This window comes from Cellulomonas edaphi (assembly GCF_030362815.1).
Lineage (GTDB): Bacteria > Actinomycetota > Actinomycetes > Actinomycetales > Cellulomonadaceae > Cellulomonas > Cellulomonas edaphi.
Genome location: NZ_JAUCGR010000004.1, coordinates 302,840 through 322,707 on the forward strand (window position 1 = coordinate 302,840; position 19,868 = coordinate 322,707).

Here is a 19,868-nt window from a genome sequence, read left to right on the forward strand (position 1 = left end):
TCGTGGTGTGCAATGGGGAAAGCGCCCCCGCAGTCGGGGGCTGACGCTCCGTCCGCCCGGACGGAGCATGCGAAGGAAGGGACACGACGTGGCGCGAATCGGGGACGGGGCCGACCTCCTCAAGTGCTCGTTCTGCGGCAAGTCCCAGAAGCAGGTCAAGAAGCTCATCGCGGGCCCGGGCGTGTACATCTGCGACGAGTGCATCGAGCTGTGCAACGAGATCATCGAGGAAGAGCTGGCCGAGGCCTCCGAGGTGGGTCTGGTGGACCTGCCGAAGCCGAAGGAGATCTTCGAGTTCCTCGAGAACTACATCATCGGCCAGGAGTCCGCGAAGCGGGCCCTGTCGGTCGCGGTGTACAACCACTACAAGCGCATCCAGGCCGGTGAAGGTGTCCGCACCACCACCGAGGACCACGTCGAGATCGCGAAGTCGAACATCCTGCTCGTCGGCCCCACGGGCACGGGCAAGACGTACCTCGCGCAGACCCTGGCGCGGATGCTCAACGTCCCCTTCGCGATCGCGGACGCCACGGCCCTCACCGAGGCGGGCTACGTGGGTGAGGACGTCGAGAACATCCTGCTCAAGCTCATCCAGGCCGCCGACTACGACGTCAAGAAGGCCGAGTCGGGGATCATCTACATCGACGAGATCGACAAGATCGCGCGCAAGAGCGAGAACCCCTCGATCACGCGCGACGTCTCCGGCGAGGGCGTGCAGCAGGCGCTGCTGAAGATCATCGAGGGCACCACCGCCTCGGTCCCCCCGCAGGGCGGTCGCAAGCACCCGCACCAGGAGTTCATCCAGATCGACACCACCAACGTGCTGTTCATCGTGGCCGGTGCGTTCGCGGGCCTCGACGACATCATCGCCGCGCGTGCGCGCAAGCGGGTCGTCGGCTTCGGCGCCCCCCTCGTGGAGGCGCACGACGAGGGCGACCTGTTCTCGGAGGTGCGTCCCGAGGACCTGCAGAAGTACGGCCTGATCCCCGAGTTCATCGGCCGCCTGCCCGTCGTCGCCGCCGTGAACCGGCTGGACCAGGACGCGCTCGTGCGGATCCTCACGGAGCCGCGCAACGCGCTCGTGAAGCAGTACCAGCGGATGTTCCAGATCGACGGCGTCGAGCTCGAGTTCGACGACGAGGCGGTCGCCGCGATCGCGGACCAGGCACTCCTGCGGGGGACTGGTGCGCGCGGCCTGCGCGCGATCCTCGAAGAGGTGCTGCAGCAGGTTATGTTCGAGGTGCCCAGCCGCGACGACGTCGCGCGGGTGCTCATCACGCGCGCCGTGGTGCTCGAGAACGTCAACCCCACGCTCGTCCCGCGGGACATCCCGCGCGAGAAGCGACCGCCTCGCGAGAAGAGCGCCTGACCCCCGCTCGCCCCGCCTAGGATCGGCCCCGTGAGCGACCTGCCTGCCCCGATCCCCGCCGATCTCGCGCGCCTTCGCGGCAGCATCGACAACATCGACGCCGCCCTGGTGTACCTGCTCGCGGAACGGTTCAAGGCGACCCAGCAGGTCGGCCACCTCAAGGCAGCCCAGGGCCTGCCCCCGTCGGACCCCGGCCGCGAGGCCGAGCAGGTGGCGCGGCTGCGGGACCTGGCCCACCAGGCCGACCTCGACCCCGTGTTCGCGGAGAAGTTCCTCGCGTTCATCGTGAGCGAGGTCATCCGCCACCACGAGGAGATCGCGCAGGCGTCGCGCGACGCCTGACGCGCGCCTCGCCCCGGAGGGTCGCGTCCGGGTGAACGCGTCGCTGCAGGTTGTCACCCGTAGGGGTGGCGCCGGGGGCCCAAGTCCAGCAAGGTGGGGAACGTCAGTTCCGGCTGGGCGACGGGGACCGTACAGGCCTGTCGTGGCCGGTGCCGCCTGCTCCCGGAGGTGCTGCCCATGGACCTGCACTGGCTCAAGCCGTTGCTCGGACGCCCGTCGCCGTTCACCACAGTCTTCATCGACGCGACCCGGGCGGAGGTGGCCGGAGAGGCCGAGACGGCGGACCGGTGGAGGTCTCTGCGGCGGTCCCTGGAGCGCGACGGCGCGCCCGCGGGGGTGCTCGACGAGATCGGGGACCTGCTCGCCGTGCCGACGGGTGCCCGGGGCCCGCACGGCCGGGTGATCGTGGCCGACGCCGAGGGGGTCCGGGTCGATCGCCTGCTGTCCGAGCCGCCCGCCCAGTCCACGGCGGTGCACGGCCCGCTCCCCGCGCTGCTGCCGGCCATCCGGTCGGCCGACGAGGCCGTCTCGGCGCTGCTCGTGGTGGCCGACCGCACGGGCGCCGACCTGGTGTGGCGCTCGCTCGGCGCCGCCGCCGAGGGCGCACGCGAGTCCGAGACCGTCGAGGGCGGCCACGACGACGTGCACAAGACGCGCGAGGGCGGCCTGGACCGGCGGAGCCAGACGCGCGCCGAGGACTCCTGGCAGCGCAACGCCGAGGCCGTCGCGGCGGCCGTCGACCGCGCGGTCCGAGAGAAATCGCCCGACCTCGTGCTGCTCACCGGCGACACGCGCGCGGTGGGGTTCGTCCGCGACGCGCTCGGGCAGGAGGCCCGGGGCGCGCTGGTGGAGGTCGCCGGTGGTGGGCGCGGTGACGGGGTCAACGAGGCGGCCTTCGAGGCGAAGGTGGCGGCCGCGGCCGAGGACTTCCGGCGTGCCCGGCGAGCTGGCGTGCTGGACCGGTTCGCGACCGCGCAGGGTCGCGGCGAGAACACGGTGACCTCGCTCGACGACGTCGTCGCGGTGCTCGCGCGCGGCCAGGTCTCGGAGCTCGTGCTGGACGTGGGCGCGCTGTCGGCGCTCGCGGCGCGCGAGCTGTTCGTCGGTCCCGGCCCTCTCGAGCTCGCCACGAGCGAGGAGGACCTCGCGGCGATCGGGGTGGACGATGGCTCCCGCTACACCGCGGACATCGCGCTCGTGCGCGCCGCGCTCGGTCAGGAGGCCGGCGTGACGTTCGCCGAGGACTCACCTCTCGACCTGGTCGACGGCGTGGGCGCGCTGCTGCGGTGGTCCGACGACTCGACGCCCAGCGAGGCGGTGCCCAGCCAGTCGGCCGACCAGGCCCGGCTGCGGACGGTGCTGTGACGCGGGGTCAGTCGCCGCGCGTGTCCACGTAGAGGGCGTCGATCTCGGGCGCGAAGTCCCGCAGCACCAGTGACCGCTTCACCTTGAGCGACGGCGTGAGGTAGCCGTTCGCCTCGGTGAAGTCGGTCGCCAGCACGCGGATCTTGCGGATCGACTCCGCGCGCGAGACCGCCTCGTTCGCCCGCTCCACGGCGCGGTCCAGCGCCTCGAGCACGCGGGGGTCCTTGCCCGCGGTGCGCACGTCCATCGCGGGCAGCCCGTGGTTGGCGAGCCACCCCGGCAGCATCTCGTCGTCGAGCGTCACGAGCGCGCCGATGAACGGCCGCTGGTCCCCGACGACCACCACCTGGCTGACGATCGGGTGGCCGCGCAGCCGGTCCTCCAGCGCGGCCGGCGCGACGTTCTTGCCGCCGGCCGTGACGATGAGCTCCTTGGTGCGGCCGGTGATCGTGAGGTAGCCGTCGTCGTCCAGCGTGCCGACGTCGCCCGTGCGGAACCAGCCGTCGACGAGCGCCTCCGCCGTCTCCTCCGGGTTGTGCCGGTAGCCGCGGAACACGTGCGGCCCGGAGATCCAGATCTGCCCGTCGTCGTCGACCCGCAGCGACGTGCCCGGGAACGCGGGGCCGACCGTGCCGACCTTGGTGAGTCCGGGCCGGTTCACGCTCGTCGGCGCCGTGGTCTCGGTCAGGCCGTAGCCCTCGAGCACCCGCACGCCGATGCCCCGGTAGAAGTGCCCGAGCCGCTCGCCGAGGGGTGCGCCGCCCGAGACGGCCCAGTCGCACCGGCCGCCGAGCGCATGGCGCAGCTTGTCGTAGACGAGCCGTCCGGCGAGGCGGTGCTGCGTGCGCAGGGCCGCGCTGGGCCCGGACGGCTCGTCGAGCGTGCGGGAGTAGGTGATCGCCACCTTGGCCGCCCAGCGGAAGATGCGGAGCTTGACCCCCGAGCCCGCCGTCTGCTCGGCGGAGTTGTAGACCTTCTCGAACACGCGGGGGACCGCGAGCAGGAACGTGGGCTGGAAGCCGCCCAGGTCGCGGACGAGGTGCCGCGCGTCGGGCGCGTGGCCCAGCACGGCGCCCGAGGGCACGCAGAGCACCTGCAGGAACCGCGCGAACACGTGGGCGAGCGGCATGAACATGAGCGTCCGCGCGCCCGGGACGGCGCACACGTCGCCCAGCCCGTCGACGGCGGCCAGCGAGAGCGAGACGAAGTTCCCGTGCGTGAGCTCGACGCCCTTGGGGCGCCCGGTGGTGCCCGACGTGTAGATCACGGTCGCGAGGTCGTCCATGCCGGCCAGCGCGCTCCGCCGGACGATCTCCTGGTCGTCGACCCCGGTGCCCGCCGCCGCGAGGGCGTCGACCGCACCGTCGTCGATCACCAGCACGTCGACCAGGCCCGGGAGGTCTCCGCGCACCTGCCCGACGACGTGCGCGTGGGCCGCGGTCTCGACGACCATGAGCCGCGTGCCCGTGTCCGAGCAGATCCAGCGCACCTGCTCGGCCGAGTCGGTCTCGTAGACCGGGACCCCGACGGCCCCGGCAGCCCAGATCGCGAAGTCGAGCACGGTCCACTCGTACCGGGTGCGCGACATGATCCCCACCCGGTCGCCGGGCTCGATGCCGCGCGCCACGAGGCCCTTGGCCACGGCGTTGACCCGCGCCGAGAACTCGGCGACCGTCACCGCGGTCCAGGCGTCGCCCTCGCGCACCTCCGCGAAGGTGCCGTCGGGGTCTCGCGCCAGGCGCGCGGCGAGCAGCCCCGGGATGCTGTCGCGAGGGTCGGTCGTGGCCGTCGTCGGCGAGCTGAACTCACGCATGCGACGACCCTAGCGGGCCACCGTCGCGTGGATCAGAACTCCTCGTACACCGCCGGGTCCTGGTCGTGGATGCGGCCGTCGGGCCGGTCCAGCGTGCCGATGGACGCCATCTGCTCCGCCGTCAGCTCGAAGTCGAAGAGGGCCAGGTTCTCGCGGCGGCGCTGCGGGTTCGCCGACTTGGGCAGGGGCACGGCGCCGAGCTGCACGTGCCAGCGCAGCACCACCTGCGCGGGGGTCCGGCCCAGCTCGTCGGCGATCGCGGTCACGACGGGCTCGTCGAGGACCGTGCTGCCGCGGCCGAGGGGCGACCAGGACTCGGTCACCACGCCGAGCCCGGCGTCGGCCGCGAGCTGACCCGCCTGGGCGAACCGGGGGTGCAGCTCCACCTGGTTGAGCGAGGGCAGCTCGCCGGTCTGCTCGCGCAGCGCCTCGAGGTGCTCGGGAAGGAAGTTCGACACGCCGACGGAGCGGATCAGGCCCCGGTCGCGCAGCTCGAGCAGCGTCGCGAACGCCTCCACGTAGTGGCCCTGGACCGGGTTGGGCCAGTGGATGAGGTAGAGGTCCCAGTGGTCCAGGCCGGCGCGGTAGAGCGACTCGTGCACCGCCGTGACCGCCGCGTCGTGCCGGTGGTACCGGCCGGGCAGCTTGGAGGTCAGCACCAGCTCGTCGCGGGGCACGCCCGACGCGCGCACCGCGGCGCCCACCGTGCCCTCGTTCTCGTAGTTGTACGCGCTGTCGACGAGGCGGTAGCCGTCCTCGATGGCTCCCCGGATCGACTCCAGGCCCGTCTCGCCCCGCAGGGGATAGGTACCGAAGCCGACCGCGGGGAGCGCGAGGCCGTCGTGCAGGGCAAGGGTGGGCGCGAGCGTCATGGACGCGACGCTACGCCGTGCCTCAGCCTCGTGCGACGGGCTCACCCAGCGTGGCGTCCCGCGCGACGAGCACGTCGCCGTCGGACTCGGCCAGGTCGAGCGAGCCGGTCGCGCGCCCGGCGGCCCGGACGTCGTCCAGCGCGAGCTCGACGTTCGCGCGCAACGCCGCGGGGACGTCGAGCGTGACGCCGAGGATCTCGGTGCGCATGGAGACCTTGGCCTCGGACTTCACCTTCCGGAGCGCGGCGAGGGCCGCACCGGCGGCGGCGACCACGGACGGGTGGGCGTCCGCGGCGGCGGTGCGCAGCGGGGCCGAGACCGGCCACGGCGCGCGGTGGACCGAGCCCTCACGCCACCACGACCAGACCTCCTCGGTGGCGAACGGCAGCACGGGTGCGAAGAGCCGCAGCAGCGTGTCGAGCGCGATGCCGAGCGCCGCACGCGCGGAGTCGGCGCCCGCGCCCTCGCCGTAGGCGCGGTCCTTGACCAGCTCGAGGTAGTCGTCGCAGAACGTCCAGAAGAACGTCTCCGAGAGCTCGAGCGCGCGCGTGTGGTCGTAGCCCTCGAGCGCGGTCGTCGCGCGGTCGACGACGTCCGCCAGTCCCGCGAGCATCGCGCGGTCGAGCGGTACCGTGACCAGGGCGGGGTCCAGCTCGACCGTGCCGAACGACAGCGCGAACTTGCTCGCGTTGAGGATCTTGATCGCGAGCCGGCGGCCGATCTTCATCTGCCCGATCTCGAAGGCCGCGTCGGTGCCCAGCCGCGCCGAGGCGGCCCAGTAGCGGACCGCGTCCGAGCCGTGCTCCTCCAGCAGGCCCATCGGCGTGACGACGTTGCCCTTGGACTTGCTCATCTTCTTGCGGTCCGGGTCCAGGATCCAGCCGCTGATGGCCGCGTCGGACCAGGGCAGCACGCCGTGCTCGAGGTGGGCGCGCACCACGGTCGAGAAGAGCCACGTGCGGATGATGTCCTGACCCTGCGGACGCAGGTTCATGGGGAACACGCGCTCGAACAGGTCGGGGTCCGTGCGCCAGCCGCCCGCGATCTGCGGCGTGAGCGAGGAGGTCGCCCACGTGTCCATCACGTCGGGGTCGGCGACGAAGCCTCCGGGCACGCCGCGCTGGTCCGCGGTGTAGCCGACGGGGACGTCGGACGACGGGTCGACGGGCAGCTGGTCCTCGGACGCGATGATCGGGTGCGCGTGGTCGGGCTCGCCGTCGGCGTCGAGCGGGTACCAGACCGGGAACGGCACGCCGAAGAACCGCTGGCGGCTGATGAGCCAGTCGCCGTTGAGGCCGCCCACCCAGTTCTCGTACCGGACCGCCATGAACTCGGGGTGGAAGTCGAGCTCCGTGCCGCGTGCGAGCAGCTCCTCGCGCAGCTCCTCGTCCCGCCCGCCGTTGCGGATGTACCACTGGCGGCTCGTGACGATCTCGAGGGGCTTGTCGCCCTTCTCGTAGAAGTTGGCCTTGCGCTGGGTGCTGACCGGCTCGCCGTCGAGGTCGCCCGACTCCCGCAGCCCGGCGACCACGAGCTCGCGCGCCGAGAAGGTGGTCTTGCCCCCGAGCTCGGCGTACAGCGCGCGCCCGCTCTCGGTGGTCAGCCACTCGGGGACCTCCGAGAGGAGGCGGCCGTTGCGGCCGATGACCGAGCGCGTGGGCAGCTGCAGCTCGCGCCACCACTGCACGTCGGTGAGGTCACCGAACGTGCAGCACATCGCGATGCCCGCGCCCTTGTCCTGCTCTGCGCCGGGGTGCGCGAGCACCGGGACCTCGACGCCGAACAGCGGAGAGGTCACCGTGGTGCCGAACAGGTGCTGGTAGCGCTCGTCGTCGGGGTGCGCGATGAGGGCGACGCACGCGGGGAGCAGCTCGGGACGCGTCGTCTCGATGTGCACGGGTCCGTCGGCGCCGTGGAACGCCACCCGGTGGTACGCACCCGGGTAGTCGCGTGCCTCGAGCTCGGCCTGCGCCACGGCCGTCTGGAACGTCACGTCCCAGAGCCCGGGCGCCTCAGCCTGGTAGGCCTCGCCGCGGGCGAGGTTGCGCAGGAACGCCTGCTGGGCGACGGCGCGCGCATCGGCCGAGATGGTCTGGTACGTGAGCGACCAGTCGACGGACAGGCCGAGCCGGCGCCACAGCTGCTCGAACTGGCGCTCGTCGTCGACCGTGAGCCGCTCGCACAGCTCGATGAAGTTGCGGCGGCTGATGGGCTGCTGGTCGCCCGCCTTGCTGCTCTTGTTGTCGCCACCCTCGAACGGGGGCGTGAAGTCGGGGTCGTAGGGCAGCGAGGTGTCGCAGCGGACGCCGAAGTAGTTCTGCACCCGGCGCTCGGTGGGCAGGCCGTTGTCGTCCCAGCCCATGGGGTAGAAGACCTCGGCGCCCTGCATGCGGCGGTAGCGCGCGACGACGTCGGTGTGCGTGTAGGAGAACACGTGGCCGACGTGCAGCGAGCCGCTCACCGTGGGCGGCGGGGTGTCGATGGAGTAGACCTGCTCGCGCGTCTTGGAGCGGTCGAACGCGTACAGGTCCTGCGCCGCCCAGGCCGCGTCCCAGCGCTCCTCGACCCCGTCCAGCGAGACCTTGTCCGGTACCTGCCCCGTGCCGGCTGCAGGGGAGGGGGCGGGGCTCGTGGAGTTCAGGTCGGTCATGGTCAGACATCCTCCCAGACGGCCGACCCCGCGTGCGCACCGGTCTCGCGACCGGGCGCGCACGGAACACGGCGCGGCGACACCGGCGTTAGGGTCGCTGGAGGCGGCCAGACGCGGCGGCCCGACGATCGACGAGGGATGTGTGGAGTGTCTGGAGTGACGGCGGCCGGCCTGACGGTCGGCTATGCGGCAGCGCTGGAGCAGTTCCCCCCGATGGAGGCGGTGGAGCTCGCGGTGCTCGCGGAGCAGCACGGCTTCTCGGGCGTCATGGCGGCCGACCACTACCAGCCGTGGGTGCCGGCGCAGGGCGAGGCGTCGTTCGTCTGGAACGTGCTGACGGCGCTCGGGGAGCGGACCGTCGGGGACATCGGGCCGGGCGTCACCGCGCCCACGTTCCGCTGGCACCCGGCGATGGTGGCGCAGGCCTCCGCGACCCTCGCCGCGATGTATCCCGGCCGGCACTGGCTGGGGCTGGGCTCCGGCGAGGCGCTCAACGAGCACATCACCGCGCAGTACTGGCCCGAGGCGCCCGAGCGCATCAACCGCATGTTCGAGGCCATCGAGATCATCAAGAAGCTGTTCTCCGCGTCGCTCGCGGGCAAGGACGTCAAGCACGCGGGGCAGTTCTACAAGCTCGAGTCCACGCGGCTGTGGACCATGCCGGAGGAGGCGCCCGAGATCCTGGTCGCGACCGCCGGGCCCGTGACCGCCAAGCGGGCCGGGCGGCACGCCGACGGGCTCATCACGGTCGGTGCGCCGCTGGAGAAGATCAGCGGCCTGTTCGGCAAGTTCGACGAGGGCGCGCGCGAGGCGGGCAAGGACCCCTCGACGATGCCGCGCGCGCTGCAGGTGCACCTGTCCTGGGCACCCACGGACGAGGAGGCCCTGGCCAACGCGATGCAGCAGTGGCCCAACGGGGGCATGAAGTTCCCCAAGGGCGACATCCGCACGCCGTTCGACTTCGAGCAGATGGCCAAGCTGGTGCGCCCCGAGGACTTCGAGGGCCGCATGATCATCTCCTCCGACCCGGACGTGCACCGCGCCGACCTGCAGCGCTACGTCGACCTGGGCTTCGACCGCATCTACCTGCACGACGTGGGCCGCAACCAGCGGGAGTGGATCGAGGTCTTCGGCTCCCAGGTGCTCCCCAAGCTGGTGCGATGAGCTTCGAGGTCTGGGCGCCGTCCGGTCTCGGCGAGGTCACGGCGGGCGACGACCTGGTCGCGCTGCTCTCCGGGCTGCTGCGCTCGGACGCCCATGGGCTGCGCGACGGCGACATCGTGGTGCTGACCAGCAAGGTCGTCTCCAAGGCGGAGGGGCGCTCCGTCGACGCGGACGACCGCGAGCAGGCGATCACCGACGAGACCGTGCGCGTCGTCGCGACGCGCGAGCACGCGGGCGGGATCACCCGGATCGTGGAGAACCGGCTCGGGCTGGTCATGGCGGCCGCCGGGGTGGACGCCTCCAACACGCCTGTCGGCACCGTGCTGCTGCTGCCCGTCGATCCCGACGCGAGCGCGCGGGCGCTGCGGGCGGGGCTGTCCGCGGAGTTCGGGGTACGCATCGGAGTCATCGTCTCCGACACGGCCGGGCGGCCCTGGCGGCAGGGGGTCACGGACATCGCGATCGGGGCCGCGGGCGTCGTCGTGCTGGACGACCTGCGCGGGCAGGTGGACTCGTTCGGCCGACCGCTGGTCATGACCGTGGCCGCGGTCGCCGACGAGGTGGCCGCCGCCGCGGAGCTGGTCAAGGGCAAGGCCGACGGCCGGCCGCTCGCAGTCGTCCGCGGGCTGGCGCACCGGGTGACCGAGGAGGACGGACCGGGTGCGGCCGCGCTCGTGCGGCTGGGGCCGGAGGACATGTTCGCGCAGGGCAGCGCCGAGGCGTACGCGCAGGGCTGGAAGGACGCCTTGGAGGACAAGGCGTGAGCTCGTCGCGCGCGCCGTGGGTCACGCTCGGGTTGGTCGTGACGCTCGGCGCCGCCGCGCTCGCGGTGTGGGTCGCGCGGCCGTCGCAGCCGTCCGCGCCCGCTGCGTCGTCGTCCCCGACGCGCACGGCCGCGAGCCCGTCGTCCGCCTCGAGCCCGAGCCCGACGCCGACGCCGTCGTCCTCGGGTGCGTGGGACGGGTGGACGCTCGAGCAGCAGGTCGGCCAGGTGTTCATGGTCGGCGTGAGCGTGAGCGACCCGCGTCAGATGAGCCGCGACGCCGTGATCGAGGACCACGTGGGCAACCTCTTCCTGCAGGGCCGGACGACCGAGGGGGCGGTACCGGTGCGCGCGCTCGTCGACTCGTTCACCGCGCTCGTCGGGCCCGCGAGCACGCGGTCGGTCCCGCTGCTCGTGGCCACCGACCAGGAAGGAGGCGAGGTCCAGGTGCTGCGCGGGCCCGGGTTCTCGACCATCCCCTCGGCGGTCGACCAGGCGCAGCTCAGCCCGGCGGACCTGCGCGCCAAGGCCGCCGGCTGGGGCCAGGAGCTCGCGGCGGTCGGGGTGAACCTCGACCTCGCTCCCGTCATGGACCTCGTGGACGGTGACCCCGCCGCGAACCCGCCCGTGGGTGCGCTCGACCGCTCCTACGGCTTCACGTCGTCGTCGGTGACGTCGCACGCCGACGCGTTCAGCGCGGGCCTCTCGTCGGCCGGGGTGGGCGTCTCGCTCAAGCATTTCCCGGGGCTGGGACGTGTCACCCAGAACACCGACGACGCCGCGGGGGTCACCGACACGGTGACGACGCGCGACGACGCGTCCGTGGACGTGTTCGCGACCGGGATCGCCGCGAAGCCGCTGTCCGTCATGGTCTCGACCGCCATCTACAGCCGCATCGACCCCGACAACCCCGCGGCTTTCTCGTCGACCGTGGTGACCGGCATGCTGCGCGGCGACCTGGGCTACGAGGGCCTCGTCGTGACCGACGACCTGTCGGGCGCAAAGCAGGTCGCCGCCTGGCCGCCGGGGGAGCGCGCGGTGCGGGCGCTCGACGCCGGTGTGGACCTGGTCCTGGTGTCGAAGGACCCGACGGTGGCGCACGAGATGGTGGCCGCGGTCGTCGACCGGGCGCGCACGGATCCCGCGTTCGCCGCGAAGGTGCGCACGGCGGCCGAGCGCGTGCTCAGGGCGAAGGGCGCGTGGCCGCGCGCGTGAGCGGTCAGGCCCCGGGCTCGGGCGGGCCGGCCTGGGCCGCCACCTGAGCGGACTGCCCCGTCGCTCCGGCCTGGCCGGCCGGGATCGGCTCGGCGATGACGGCCGTGCCGTAGGCGCACACCTCGGAGAACTGGCCGATCGCGCCGGTGTCGAACCGCATCGCGATGATGGCGTTCGCACCGCGGTTCTGCGCGTCCGTCACCATGCGGTGCATCACGTCCTGGCGGCTCTGGGTGACGATCTTGGTGTACTCGGGGATCTCGCCGCCGCCGATCGCGCGCAGGCCCGCGGTGAAGCCCGAGCCGATGTTGGTCGAGCGCACCGTGATGCCCATGACCTCGCCGAGGACGGCCTGGATGCGGTAGCCGGGCAGGTCGTTCGTCGTCACCACGATCATGGGCACGATGGTCCCAGCCCGTGCGGGGCAGGCGTGTCAGGCGCGCGGCTCAGGCTCGCGCGGCCGCCTTCTTCGCCTGCTTGAACTCGCGCACCTTGAGCAGCGACGCCTCGTCGACCACGTCGGCGACCGAGCGGTAGCCCTCGAGCGCGTAGTCGCCCGCCACCGCCTCCCAGCCCTCGGGGCGGACGCCCAGCTGCTTGGCGAGCAGCGCGACGAAGATCTGCGACTTCTGCTTGCCGAAGCCCGGCAACGCCGTGAGGCGCTTGAGCAGGTCCTTGCCCGAACTCGCCTCCGTCCACAGCCGGGTCGGGTCGCCGTCGTACTCGTCGCGGATGATCCGCGCGAGCTCCTGCAGCCGCGCCGCCATGGCCGCGGGGTAGCGGTGGATGGCCGGGGGCGTGCTGCACAGGGCCGTGAACTCGACGGGGTCCGCCTCGGCGATCGCGGTCGGGTCGAGGCTGCCGAACCGGGTCAGCACCTTCCACGGCCCGCGGAACGCGTGCTCCATGCCGTACTGCTGGTCGAGGAGCATCCCGACGAGCGGGGCGAAGGGGTGCTCGTCGAGAACCTGGTCTGCCGCCGCGTCGTTGGCGATTCCGAAGCCCATGCCTGCATGCTGCCACGCCGTCGTCCGCCGGAGGGTGGGCGCTGGGGAAGAATCGTCGCGTGACGTCGATCGAGCGTGCGGTGCCCTGGGTCGTCGTGGTGCCGGTGAAGGTGGCGACGGAGGGCAAGTCGAGGCTCGCCGGCGTGCTCGACGAGCGCGTGCGCGCGGCGCTCGTGCGGGCGATGGCGCTCGACACGGTCGATGCGGCGCTCGCGGCCTCGCACGTCCGGCGCGTGCTCGTCGTGACCGCCGACCCGGCCCTGAGCGGGTCGTCGTTCGGGGTGGTTCCCGAGCCTGCGCGCACCTCTCGGCCGCCGCTGGACGCCGCGGTGCTCGCCGGCGTCGCGGCGGCACGGGCCGCGGCACCCGGCGTCGCGGTCGCCGCCCTCCTCGGCGACCTTCCCGCGCTGCAGCCCGCCGACCTCGATGCCGCCCTGGCGCTTGCCGCGACGGTGCCACGCGGCTTCGTGGCGGACGCCGAGGGGACCGGGACCACGCTCCTGACCGCTCTCGGCGCCGTGGACCCCGTGCCCCACTTCGGCACCGGGTCGGCTGCTGCGCACGCCGCCGCGGGGCACGTGCGGCTCGACGTCCCTCTTGCGTCGAGCGTGCGGCGGGACGTGGACCTGCCTGCGGACCTGGAGGCGTTGGAGGCCACGAGGGTCGGGCGGCGCACGGCGGCGCTGCTGGCACGGCTGCTGGGCTGAGGGCCGGTTCGCGTTCCGGTTCGACGCGGGTCGGTGGGTGGCCGCCCCTGTGAATTGGCGCGGTCGCGTGTCAGCCCTAGGTCGTACACTTGTTCGAACAAGGCGACCCGGGGGGAACGATGCGGCCAGGTGGGTATGTGGCATCTCGCCGCAGCGCTGCGCCCATTGCCGCGACCCCCGTGTCCTCCGGACCGCGCAGCGCGCTCCACGCAACGGACGACGTGGCCACCGAGGCGGATGGCGTCCTCTCGCCAACGGACGGTGTCCCGACGTTTCCGGTCCAGGCGTCGATCGCGCAGGTCGTGAGCCTGCTCTCGTCGCTGGAGCTCGCGGACCTGTCGGCGGCGGAGCTGGTCGAGGTCGTGGCGGGCTGGCACCAGGTGTCCGCGATGGCCGCGGCGCACCAGGGCCGTGCGATCGCCGAGGTCATGGCTCGCAAGACGCCCATGCGCGAGTTCGTGAGCGACGAGCTCGCCTGCGCCATGACGACGACGAAGCATGCCGTCGACGTCCTTGCCGGACGCGCGCTCGGGATGCAGGCACACCCGGTGCTCGCCGACGCGCTCCTGGCCGGGTCCATCGATGCACGCAAGGTGGACGTGATCCTGGAGGGCAGCCTGCCGCTCGGAGCGGGGCAGGCGCGAGCACGGCTGATCGCGGAGGCGACGGAGGCTGCGCGCGGACTCACCGCGCCGCAGCTGGTGCGCCACGTTCGCCGACAGGTCCTCCTCGTCGATCCGACCATGGCAGAGAAGCGTGCCGCGGCGGCGAGGGCGGACCGCGGCGTCGAGCTCCAGTGGGCCAACGACTCCATGGCGCGCCTCATCGCGTTCATCCCGGCCGCGGCGGCGATCAGCGCCTACACCGTGATCGACGCCCTCGCGGGTGCCACCGACGACGCCTGCGACACGCGCACGGTCGACCAGCGCCGCGCGGATGCCTTCACCGACATCTTCGGGGCGATCATCGACGACGAACGGACGCCCGGCGGTGTTCGGGTGCCTCGGCGGCACGGCTCGCGAGCGCTGATCAACGTGACCGCTGCCGCGACCACGCTGATGGGGCTCGACGACCAGCCTGCCGAGCTCGCTGGTTACGGCCCCATCCCGGCGTCCGTGGCTCGCGAGCTCGCGCAGGACGCGACGTGGCGACGCATCCTGACGGACGCCGTGACGGGCGCCTTCGTCGCGGTGGGACGCACCACCTACCGACCCGGTGCCGACCTCACCCGCACGGTGCTCGCGCGTGACGTCACCTGCACCTATCCCGGCTGCCGTCAGCCGGCGATGCGCACCGAGATCGACCACATCGTTCCCTACGACGCCGGTAGGCCTGGAGCCGGGCAGACGTGCGCGGACAACCTCCATGCCCTGTGCAAGAGGCACCACCAGGCGAAGACCGCCAAGGTCTGGAACGTCCGCCGCGACCCGGCAACCGGCAACACCGTGTGGACGAGCCCGTTGGGCATCACCTACGCGCGGTCACCCATCCAGGTGGTCGCGGCTCCCGAGCTCTACGCGCAAAGGCGCCACCGTCGGCCGCCCCCGCGCGACGACGGCGACCCGCCGTTCTAGCCGATCGCGCTACCTGCCGATAACTCGCGCCGTTGACCAGTCGTCCGACCCCTGTCGGTGACCCGCGGGGTTAGCCGCGCGCCCGAGCGGCAGGTGCCGGCCAAGCTTGCTCCTTCTCAGTTCCCCGCGCCCAGCCCGACCAGCGCAAGCGCGGAGGCGGCGATGCGTGCGGCGGCCGGCACGTCCACCATCAGCGTGTCCGTCGACGCCACGGTCCAGCCAGCCGCGCTGAGGGGTCCGACGGCATCGGCATCCGCGTCGTCGACGAGCCAGGCGTCCAGGATCCCTTCGGAGGATCGACGGCCGTAGAGGTCCGCCACGGCCAGAGCGCTCGCCTCGACCCCGATCGCCTCGAGGCACGCGTCGGCCATGCCCCGCACGGGTGCGCCGCCGACGATGGGGCTCACACCCACCACGGGTCCGCGGGCGGAGCGGAGGGCCTCGCGCACCCCCGGGATCGCCAGGATGGTGCCGATCGAGACCACCGGGTTGGACGGCGGCAGCACGACCGCGTCGGCGTCGCGCAGCGCCGCCACGACGCCGGGTGCGGCCGTGGCCCCCTCGAGCCCCACCTGCACGAAGCCGGTCGCGGGCAGCCCTGCACGGTGTCGCACCCACCACTCCTCGAAGTGGATGAGCCCGTCCGCCGTCTGCACGTGCGTCTCGACCTCCTGGTCGGTGGCAGGCAGCAGCCGCACCCCCGGCTGCCACCGCTCGCACAGGCGTCGCGTGACCTCGGACAGCGGCAGGCCCGCGCGCAGCAGCTCGGTGCGCGCCAGGTGCGTGGCCAGGTCCAGGTCACCGAGCGTGAACCAGTCCCAGCCCAGCCCGTAGGCCGCCAGATCGTCGGACGTGCGCCGGGACTCGTCGCGCCGGCCCCAGCCCTGCTCCTCGTGCACGGCACCGCCGAGGGTGTACATGAGGGTGTCCAGGTCGGGGCACACACGCACGCCGTGCAGCCACATGTCGTCGCCGGTGTTGGCCACGACGGTGACCTGTGCGTCCGCGTCGCCGGCCAGGTGGGCGAGCAGCCCGCGCGTGAAGCGTGCGCCGCCGACCCCGCCCGAGAGCACGGTGATCTTCATCGAGGGTCCTCCTGGTAGTGGTGGTGGCGGCGCGGGGAGCAGGTGCAGTCGGTCACGGTCACGGTCGCGGGTGCGCCGGAGCGGAGTCGGCCGTGCGGTGGACGGCCGACGGTGCACCGCTGGTCGGCTCGTGGAACGCGATCACGGGCCGCCCGGTCCGCGGGTGGGTGAGCACGTCGGCCTCGACGCCATACACCTCGCGGATCAGCGCCGGGACGAGCACGTCGGCGGGATGCCCCGCGGCGACGAGCCGCCCGCCCGAGAGCACGAGCACGTGCTCGCAGAACGCCGCGGCGAGGTTGAGGTCGTGCAGAGCGGCGACGCTCGTGATCCGCAGGTCACGGACGAACGCCAGCAGCGACAGCTGTGCGCTCACGTCGAGATGGTTGGTGGGCTCGTCGAGCAGCAGCAGGCGCGGCTGCTGCGCGAGCGCCCGGGCGATGTGCACGCGCTGGCGCTCACCGCCCGAGAGGGTGGACCAGGCCCGGTCGGCCAGGGAGCCGGCATGGGCGGCGTCCAGCGCCCGGTCGACGGCGCCCTCGTCGTCGTCGGTGCCCCACAGCGAGCGGAAGGGGACGCGCCCCAGCGCGACCACCTCGCGCACCGTGAGCGGGACCGCGCTGGACGACTCCTGCTCGACGAGCGCGATCCGGCGCGCGCGGTCGCGCCGGGGCAGGGTGTGCACCGGGATGTCGTCGACGAGGACCGCGCCCGACTCCGGCGTGAGCAGGCCGGCGATCAGCCGCAGCAGGGTCGTCTTCCCGGCGCCATTCGGCCCGAGCAGCCCCGTCAGATGACCGGCCGGAGGCGTCGCGTCGACGCCGTCCACCACCCAGCGGCCACCGAGGCGGGTGCCGGCGCCGTCGATGATCAGGTCCATGCCGCCCCCTCGCGCCGGCGCAGCAGCACCGCGAACACCGGGACGCCGACCAGGGCCGTCACGATCCCGACGGGCAGCTCGCGCGGGTCGAAGACGGTCCGCGCCACGGTGTCCGCCCACACCAGGAACACGGCGCCGGCCAGCGCCGCGACGGGCAGCAGGCGACGGTGCCCGGGACCGGTCAGCGAGGCGACCGCGTGCGGCAGCACCAGGCCGACGAAGCCGATCGCGCCGCTGACCGCGACCATGGCGCCCGTGAGCACGGCGACGAGGGTCATGAGCGACCAGCGCGTGCGGTTAACGTCGATGCCCAGCGCCGCCGCCGCCGTGTCGCCGAACGCGAAGGCGTCGAGCCGGACCGCCTGCGCGAGCACCACGGCGCCGACGACCACCACCGCGACGCCGGCGATCGCGACCGACTGCCACGTCGCACCCGCCAGCGAGCCCAGCAGCCACGACAGGATCTCCCGGTAGGAGTCGCCCGTCGCGGTCCAGAAGATGACCAGCGACGTCCCGGCCGCGCACAGCTGCGACACGGCAAGCCCGGCGAGCACGGTCCGGCTCGGCGTCAGGGTCCCGCCCGCGCGCGCGAGGGAGAACGTGGCGACGAGGGCGAGCAGCGCGCCGGCGAACGCCGCGACGGGGAGCAGCAGGGAGACGCCGACGACGAGCACCGCGACCGCACCCAGCGACGCTCCCGACGAGAGCCCCAAAAGGTACGGGTCGGCGAGCGGGTTGCGCGTGAGCGACTGCATCACGGCTCCGGACAGCGCGAGCCCGGCCCCGACGGCCGCGGCGGTCAGCACGCGCGGCAGGCGCAGGTCCCACACGATGGCGTCGTGCAGCCGGGGGACCGGCGTGACGTCGAGCCCGAGGTGGCCCGCGATGCTGCGCGCCACCTCCTGGACGCCCAGCCCTGCCGGGCCGATGGTGACCGCCACCAGCACGGTCGCGACGAGCACGGCGACGCCCGCGACCACGAGCGGCGCGAGCGGCACGCGGCGTCGCGGTGCGGAGGGGCCCGCGAGGCGCAGGCTGCCGGCCGGAGCGGTACTGGTCACCGGTCGAGCGCCGCCAGCTGCTCGTCGAGCGACACCACCGCGTCGGCGTTGCGCACCCCCGCCTCGGTGGCCGCGAAGGGGAGCGTCAGGTATCGCTTCTCCCGCACGGCCGTGAGCTCACGCGTCGCGGCGTTGGACTCCAGCAGCGCGATCTTGTCCGCCGCGGTGTTCCACGACGCGTCGACGAGCACGATCACGCTCGGGTCGGCGGCGACGATCTTCTCCCAGCCGGCGGAGGTCCACGTGTCGTGCACGTCCGCGAAGATGTTGGTGAGGCCGGCCGCGTCCATGATCATCTGCGGCGAGCCGATGCCCGCCCCGACGTAGGGCGCGTCCGTCCCCGACGAGTACCACAGGGCAGTCGTCGGCGCGGCGGGCGGGGTGGCCGACTCCAGCGTCGAGCGCATGTCGCCGACGACGGCGTCCGCGCGGTCCTGGACGCCGAACAGCGAACCCACCTCGTGCACCTCGGCGAACACGTCGTCGAACGTCAGCGGGTCGGGCATGTAGTCGGGCTCCTTGCACGCCGCCGGTGACACGTACGTGCCGATCCCCAGCTTCCCGAGGGCGGCGCGCTCACCCGCACCGTCCGCGGAGAAGTTCGACTCCCAGCCGCCGTAGACGAAGTCGGGGTCGAGCGCGAGCAGGGCCTCCTGACCGGGGACCTGCGGCGAGAGCACGGGCACGTCGGCCGCGGCGGCGGCCCACTGCTCGGGCACGGGGCCGTCCGCGAACGCGGTCCCGACCAGGCGGTCGGCCAGGCCGAGGGCCAGCATCATCTCGGTGGTGGACGACTTGATGGTCACCACGCGCTCGGGCGGTGACGTCACGGTGACGTCCGTCCCGCAGTTGTCCAGGCTCACGGGCGCGAATGTCGCGGGTCCGTCCGACGACGGCGAGCCGCTGGTGGGCGCGCCCGGATCGGCCCCGTCGGCGGCGGACGAGCACGCGGCCAGGGCGAGGCCCAGCGCGACGAGGACGGCGCCGGAGCGCGCCCGTCGACGGGCGGAGGTGGACACAGGGGGACAGGGCACGGTGCGGCTCCGGGGACTGGTGGCGCGGCGAGTACCGCGTGATCACGGGCTCGGGCGCACGTCGCGCCCCGGAGACCGCCCAAGCTCCGGGCGGTGATCCCCGGCCACGTCCGGCCGGGGTCCTGGTCCCAGGTTAGTGCGTCCGCCCGGGTGGTCGCCCTCGAAAGCCGCGTGCGGCCTACGGTTGTCCTCATGACCACCGACGCAACGTCCACCCGCCGCGCCCTCGTCACGGGCGCCTCGTCCGGCATCGGTGCCGCGACCGTCCGCCGCCTGCGCGCCGACGGGTGGGACGTCGTCGCGACCGCTCGTCGCGCCGACCGGCTCGCCGCGCTGGCTCAGGAGACCGGCGCCGAGGTGTTCGCCGCCGACATCACGCAGGCCGACGACGTGGCGGCCCTCGCGTCGTACGTGGAGGCGACCGGCGGCCTGGACGCCCTCGTCAACAACGCGGGCGGAGCGTTCGGCCTGGACCCGGTCGCCACGTCCGACGTCGAGCAGTGGCGCTCGATGTACGACATCAACGTGCTGGGCACGTTGCGGGTCACGCAGGCGGTGCTCCCGCTGCTGCGGGCCCGGGGCGGCGGTGACGTCGTCGTGATCACGTCGACCGCGGCCGACGGGGCGTACGAGGGCGGCGCGGGCTACACCGGCGCGAAGCACGCCGAACGGATGCTCGCCACGACGCTGCGCTGGGAGATCGTCGACGAGCCCGTCCGTGTCATCCAGATCGCCCCCGGCGCCGTGGCGACCGAGGAGTTCTCGCTGGTCAGGTTCGACGGCGACGCCGAGCGAGCGGCGGCGGTCTACGCCGGGTACGAGCCGCTGGTCGCCGACGACATCGCCGACGCGGTGGCGTGGACGCTGACCCGGCCCGCGCACGTGAACGTCGACCTGCTGGTGGTCCGGCCCCGCGCCCAGGCGAGCAACACCAAGACCTCGCGCCGCACGACGGCCTGAGCCCGCT

Annotated in this window: 18 protein-coding genes; 9 read left to right on the forward strand and 9 right to left on the reverse strand. The window is 73.2% G+C overall.

What is annotated here, in order from left to right:
- Window positions 1-88: 88 nt before the first annotated feature.
- The 3 genes from clpX to QRT05_RS15055 all read left to right on the forward strand — a co-directional run bounded on the left by clpX (window position 89) and on the right by QRT05_RS15055 (window position 3,076).
- Complete coding sequence (gene clpX / locus QRT05_RS15045) at window positions 89-1,369, forward strand: ATP-dependent Clp protease ATP-binding subunit ClpX (RefSeq protein WP_289448153.1); 1,281 nt, start codon at window positions 89-91, stop codon at window positions 1,367-1,369.
- A 30-nt stretch (window positions 1,370-1,399) separates the two neighbouring features.
- Window positions 1,400-1,711 (forward strand): chorismate mutase, encoded by a 312-nt coding sequence (locus QRT05_RS15050; protein ID WP_289448154.1) that lies wholly within the window; start codon window positions 1,400-1,402, stop codon window positions 1,709-1,711.
- 177 nt (window positions 1,712-1,888) lie between these two features.
- Window positions 1,889-3,076: a baeRF2 domain-containing protein gene (locus tag QRT05_RS15055; protein ID WP_289448155.1), complete on the forward strand. Its 1,188-nt coding sequence runs from the start codon at window positions 1,889-1,891 to the stop codon at window positions 3,074-3,076.
- A gap of 7 nt (window positions 3,077-3,083) precedes the next feature.
- Here the strand turns inward: QRT05_RS15055 and QRT05_RS15060 are convergent, their stop codons facing one another.
- Genes QRT05_RS15060 through valS form a run of 3 tightly spaced genes read right to left on the reverse strand, consistent with a single transcriptional unit; the run spans window position 3,084 to window position 8,411 of the window.
- Complete coding sequence (locus QRT05_RS15060; RefSeq protein ID WP_289448156.1) at window positions 3,084-4,889, reverse strand: AMP-dependent synthetase/ligase; 1,806 nt, start codon at window positions 4,887-4,889, stop codon at window positions 3,084-3,086.
- Window positions 4,890-4,921: 32 nt separating this feature from the next.
- A complete protein-coding gene (locus QRT05_RS15065; protein WP_289448157.1) occupies window positions 4,922-5,761 on the reverse strand; it encodes an aldo/keto reductase in 840 nt (279 codons plus the stop codon).
- 22 nt (window positions 5,762-5,783) lie between these two features.
- Window positions 5,784-8,411, reverse strand: coding sequence for a valine--tRNA ligase (valS, locus tag QRT05_RS15070; protein ID WP_289448158.1), 2,628 nt, complete (start codon window positions 8,409-8,411; stop codon window positions 5,784-5,786).
- A 138-nt stretch (window positions 8,412-8,549) separates the two neighbouring features.
- Between valS and QRT05_RS15075 the strand changes: the two genes are divergently transcribed.
- Genes QRT05_RS15075 through QRT05_RS15085 form a run of 3 tightly spaced genes read left to right on the forward strand, consistent with a single transcriptional unit; the run spans window position 8,550 to window position 11,553 of the window.
- Entirely contained in the window at window positions 8,550-9,575 is a 1,026-nt protein-coding gene (locus QRT05_RS15075) for a TIGR03557 family F420-dependent LLM class oxidoreductase (RefSeq protein WP_289448159.1), read from the forward strand.
- Window positions 9,572-10,339, forward strand: coding sequence for a coenzyme F420-0:L-glutamate ligase (gene cofE, locus QRT05_RS15080; protein WP_289448160.1), 768 nt, complete (start codon window positions 9,572-9,574; stop codon window positions 10,337-10,339). Before QRT05_RS15075 ends, cofE begins: the two co-directional genes overlap by 4 nt.
- Window positions 10,336-11,553, forward strand: a complete 1,218-nt coding sequence (locus QRT05_RS15085) for a glycoside hydrolase family 3 N-terminal domain-containing protein (RefSeq protein ID WP_289448161.1) — start codon at window positions 10,336-10,338, stop codon at window positions 11,551-11,553. The genes cofE and QRT05_RS15085 overlap by 4 nt, the downstream gene beginning before the upstream one ends.
- A 4-nt stretch (window positions 11,554-11,557) precedes the next feature.
- Here QRT05_RS15085 and QRT05_RS15090 read toward each other — a convergent pair whose 3' ends face one another.
- Together QRT05_RS15090 and QRT05_RS15095 are read right to left on the reverse strand one after the other, a co-directional pair.
- Window positions 11,558-11,950, reverse strand: coding sequence for a YbjQ family protein (locus QRT05_RS15090; RefSeq protein ID WP_289448162.1), 393 nt, complete (start codon window positions 11,948-11,950; stop codon window positions 11,558-11,560).
- Between the two features lie 49 nt (window positions 11,951-11,999).
- Window positions 12,000-12,560: an HhH-GPD-type base excision DNA repair protein gene (locus QRT05_RS15095; protein ID WP_289448163.1), complete on the reverse strand. Its 561-nt coding sequence runs from the start codon at window positions 12,558-12,560 to the stop codon at window positions 12,000-12,002.
- Between the two features lie 59 nt (window positions 12,561-12,619).
- Between QRT05_RS15095 and cofC the strand changes: the two genes are divergently transcribed.
- Window positions 12,620-13,267, forward strand: a complete 648-nt coding sequence (cofC, locus tag QRT05_RS15100; RefSeq protein WP_289448164.1) for a 2-phospho-L-lactate guanylyltransferase — start codon at window positions 12,620-12,622, stop codon at window positions 13,265-13,267.
- A 302-nt stretch (window positions 13,268-13,569) separates the two neighbouring features.
- Window positions 13,570-14,841, forward strand: coding sequence for an HNH endonuclease signature motif containing protein (locus tag QRT05_RS15105; protein WP_289448166.1), 1,272 nt, complete (start codon window positions 13,570-13,572; stop codon window positions 14,839-14,841).
- 116 nt (window positions 14,842-14,957) lie between these two features.
- On the opposite strand, the gene cofD is transcribed toward QRT05_RS15105, so the two are convergent.
- From cofD to QRT05_RS15125, 4 genes are read right to left on the reverse strand one after another with little or no spacing between them, the layout of a single operon-like run.
- Complete coding sequence (gene cofD / locus QRT05_RS15110; protein ID WP_289448167.1) at window positions 14,958-15,926, reverse strand: 2-phospho-L-lactate transferase; 969 nt, start codon at window positions 15,924-15,926, stop codon at window positions 14,958-14,960.
- A 58-nt stretch (window positions 15,927-15,984) separates the two neighbouring features.
- Window positions 15,985-16,806 (reverse strand): putative F420-0 ABC transporter ATP-binding protein, encoded by an 822-nt coding sequence (locus QRT05_RS15115; protein WP_289448168.1) that lies wholly within the window; start codon window positions 16,804-16,806, stop codon window positions 15,985-15,987.
- Complete coding sequence (locus tag QRT05_RS15120; protein ID WP_407650364.1) at window positions 16,797-17,867, reverse strand: putative F420-0 ABC transporter permease subunit; 1,071 nt, start codon at window positions 17,865-17,867, stop codon at window positions 16,797-16,799. The genes QRT05_RS15115 and QRT05_RS15120 overlap by 10 nt, the downstream gene beginning before the upstream one ends.
- Complete coding sequence (locus QRT05_RS15125) at window positions 17,864-18,886, reverse strand: putative F420-0 ABC transporter substrate-binding protein (RefSeq protein ID WP_289448169.1); 1,023 nt, start codon at window positions 18,884-18,886, stop codon at window positions 17,864-17,866. The genes QRT05_RS15120 and QRT05_RS15125 overlap by 4 nt, the downstream gene beginning before the upstream one ends.
- 207 nt (window positions 18,887-19,093) lie before the next feature.
- On the opposite strand from QRT05_RS15125, the gene QRT05_RS15130 reads away from it, so the two are divergent.
- Window positions 19,094-19,861 (forward strand): SDR family oxidoreductase, encoded by a 768-nt coding sequence (locus QRT05_RS15130; protein WP_289448170.1) that lies wholly within the window; start codon window positions 19,094-19,096, stop codon window positions 19,859-19,861.
- Window positions 19,862-19,868 lie beyond the last annotated feature (7 nt).